This is a genomic window from uncultured Amaricoccus sp., assembly GCF_937858865.1.
Classification (GTDB): Bacteria; Pseudomonadota; Alphaproteobacteria; order Rhodobacterales; family Rhodobacteraceae; genus Amaricoccus.
This window is the reverse complement of record NZ_CALLYO010000165.1, coordinates 1-2,451: the sequence shown is the minus strand read 5'-3', so window position 1 is coordinate 2,451 and position 2,451 is coordinate 1. Positions and strand designations below refer to the sequence as shown.

At 72.3% G+C, this 2,451-nt stretch carries 3 protein-coding genes; 2 read left to right on the top strand and 1 reads right to left on the bottom strand.

Going from position 1 to position 2,451, the window contains the following annotated elements:
- The coding region (locus Q0112_RS04600) for an efflux RND transporter permease subunit (RefSeq protein ID WP_297972070.1) at positions 1-542 on the top strand (542 nt) is incomplete at its 5' end.
- Between the two features lie 98 nt (positions 543-640).
- Positions 641-1,636, top strand: coding sequence for a formylglycine-generating enzyme family protein (locus tag Q0112_RS04595; RefSeq protein WP_297972068.1), 996 nt, complete (start codon positions 641-643; stop codon positions 1,634-1,636).
- A 184-nt stretch (positions 1,637-1,820) separates the two neighbouring features.
- Here Q0112_RS04595 and Q0112_RS04590 read toward each other — a convergent pair.
- On the bottom strand, positions 1,821-2,451 hold a 631-nt coding region (locus Q0112_RS04590; RefSeq protein WP_297972065.1), incomplete at its 5' end, for a mandelate racemase/muconate lactonizing enzyme family protein.

Below are 2,451 nucleotides of genomic sequence, written 5' to 3'. Positions count from 1 at the left end.
ACGGCCAGCCCGAGGACGAGAGCCTCCCGACCCTCCTCTGGGATGGCGAGTGGGAAGTGACCTGGGTTACCTTCCGCGACATGGGCGCCGCCTTCATGGTTGCCCTCCTCGGCATCTACATCCTCGTCGTCGCCCAGTTCGGCTCCTTCCGGCTGCCGCTCGTCATCCTGACGCCGATCCCGCTCACCTTCATCGGCATCCTCGGCGGCCACTGGCTCTTCGCCGCGCCCTTCACCGCCACCTCGATGATCGGCTTCATCGCGCTCGCCGGCATCATCGTGCGGAACTCGATCCTGCTCGTCGACTTCATCCGCCACGCCGATCCCGCCGGCCGGCCGCTGGCGGCGATCCTGATCGAGGCCGGCGCGATCCGCTTCAAGCCGATCCTCCTGACCGCGCTCGCCGCGATGATCGGCGCCGCCGTCATCCTCGCCGACCCGATCTTCCAGGGCCTCGCCATCTCGCTCCTCTTCGGCCTCGCCTCCTCGACGCTGCTCACCGTCCTCGTCATCCCGGCGATCTACCGCGTGCTCAGGACCTGAGCACGCCGGCCGGCCGGTATGGACCTCCGGCGATTTCGGCCATAGGCTCTCGGCCGCATGGACCGCGACCGGAAGGCCGCCCATCCCTTCGAGAAGCCATGAACCGGCAGAGCCATCCCCGACGCGCGACGGCCAAGGCGGTGACCGCCGCCCCCGCGATGCGCCGCATCCCCGGCGGCGCGTTCCTGATGGGGTCGGACCATCACTACCCGGAGGAGGCGCCGGCGCACCCCGTCCGCGTCGCGCCCTTCGAGATGGACGAGACCACGGTCACCAACCGCCAGTTCGCCGCCTTCGTCGCCGCGACCGGCTACGTCACGGTCGCCGAGCGCCCGCTCGACCCGGCCGCCTATCCCGGTGCGGCGCCGCAGGATCTCCTGCCGGGCAGCGTCGTCTTCCACATGACGCCCGGCCCCGTCGATACCCGCGACTTCCGCAACTGGTGGCGCTGGGTGTCGGGCGCCTGCTGGCGGCATCCGGAGGGCCCGGGCAGCGCGATCAAGGGCCGCAAGGACCATCCGGTCGTCCACGTCGCCTTCGATGACGCCCAGGCCTTCGCCACCTGGGCCGGCAAGGAGCTCCCCACCGAGGCGGAATGGGAATTCGCCGCTCGCGGCGGCCTCGAGGGCAAGGAGTTCGCCTGGGGCGACGAACTCGTCCCGCGCGGCCGGCACGTCGCCAACACCTGGCAGGGCGCCTTCCCCTGGCAGAATACCGCCGAGGACGGCTGGCCGGGCACCTGCCCGGTCAAGTCCTTCCCGCCGAACGGCTACGGCCTCTACGAGGTCTGCGGCAACGTCTGGGAATGGACGACCGACTGGTACGCGCCGAAGCACGCCGCCGCCGAGCCGGAGAAGCCGGGTTGCTGCGCCGCCGACAATCCGCGCGGGCCCGACCGGGAGGGGAGCTACGATCCGGCGCAGCCCCGGATCCGCATTCCCCGGCGCGTCGTCAAGGGCGGCTCCTTCCTCTGCGCCCCCTCCTACTGCCGCCGCTACCGCCCGGCTGCCCGCCACGCCCAGATGGTCGACACCGGCACCAGCCACATCGGCTTCCGCTGCATCCGGCGCCGACCGCCCGCCGGGACGGGGTAGCGTCGGAACCGTTCGGGGGAAGGCCTACGGCGATTCGTGCGCGCGGTCGTCAGGGCGCCGGAGTTCTGGCGGGGAATGCCATCGCGGGGGCGCGGGGTGGGCACGCGTGCCCGCTTGGGTACGGCATTGTTTTTGCTTCACAATCTTCCACCGTTAACCGGATTGAAATCATCGTTAACGCGCCTCAGCCGCCGGCGAAGGGCGGGGCGCCCGGCTCGTGCGGGGCGGGGCTCATCTCGAGATGCAGCCGCTCGCCGGTCCAGGGATGGGCGCGGGCGACGGCCTCGTCGATCTCGACGCCGAGGCCGGGGGCCTCCGGGGCGAGCACGTAACCTGCCTCCCAGCGGATCGGGCGGGTCAGCAGGTCGGCGTGGAAGCCGTCGCCGGTGCCGATCGTCTCGAGCAGCAGGAAGTTCGGGATGGAGAAAGCGAGCTGGACCGCGGCCGCCCAGGCGATCGGGCCGGCGTAGAGGTGCGGGGCCACCTGGACGCCGAAGCCTTCGGCGAGGATGGCGACCTTGCGCGCCTCGAGGAGGCCGCCGACCCGGCCGAGGCTCGGCTGCAGCACGCCGACGCCGCCGGCGCGCAGCAGGGTGGCGAACTCGGCCTTGGTGGTCAGCCGCTCGCCGCAGGCGATCGGGACCGGCGAGGCGGCGGCGACGCGGGCGAGGTCGAGCGGCGCGTCGGGCGGCACCGGCTCCTCGAACCAGAGCGGGTCGAAGGGCGCGATGCGGCGGGCGAGGCGGATGGCGCCCGAGGCGGTGAACTGGCCGTGGGTGCCGAAGAGGATGTCGGCCCGGTCGCCCACCGCCTCG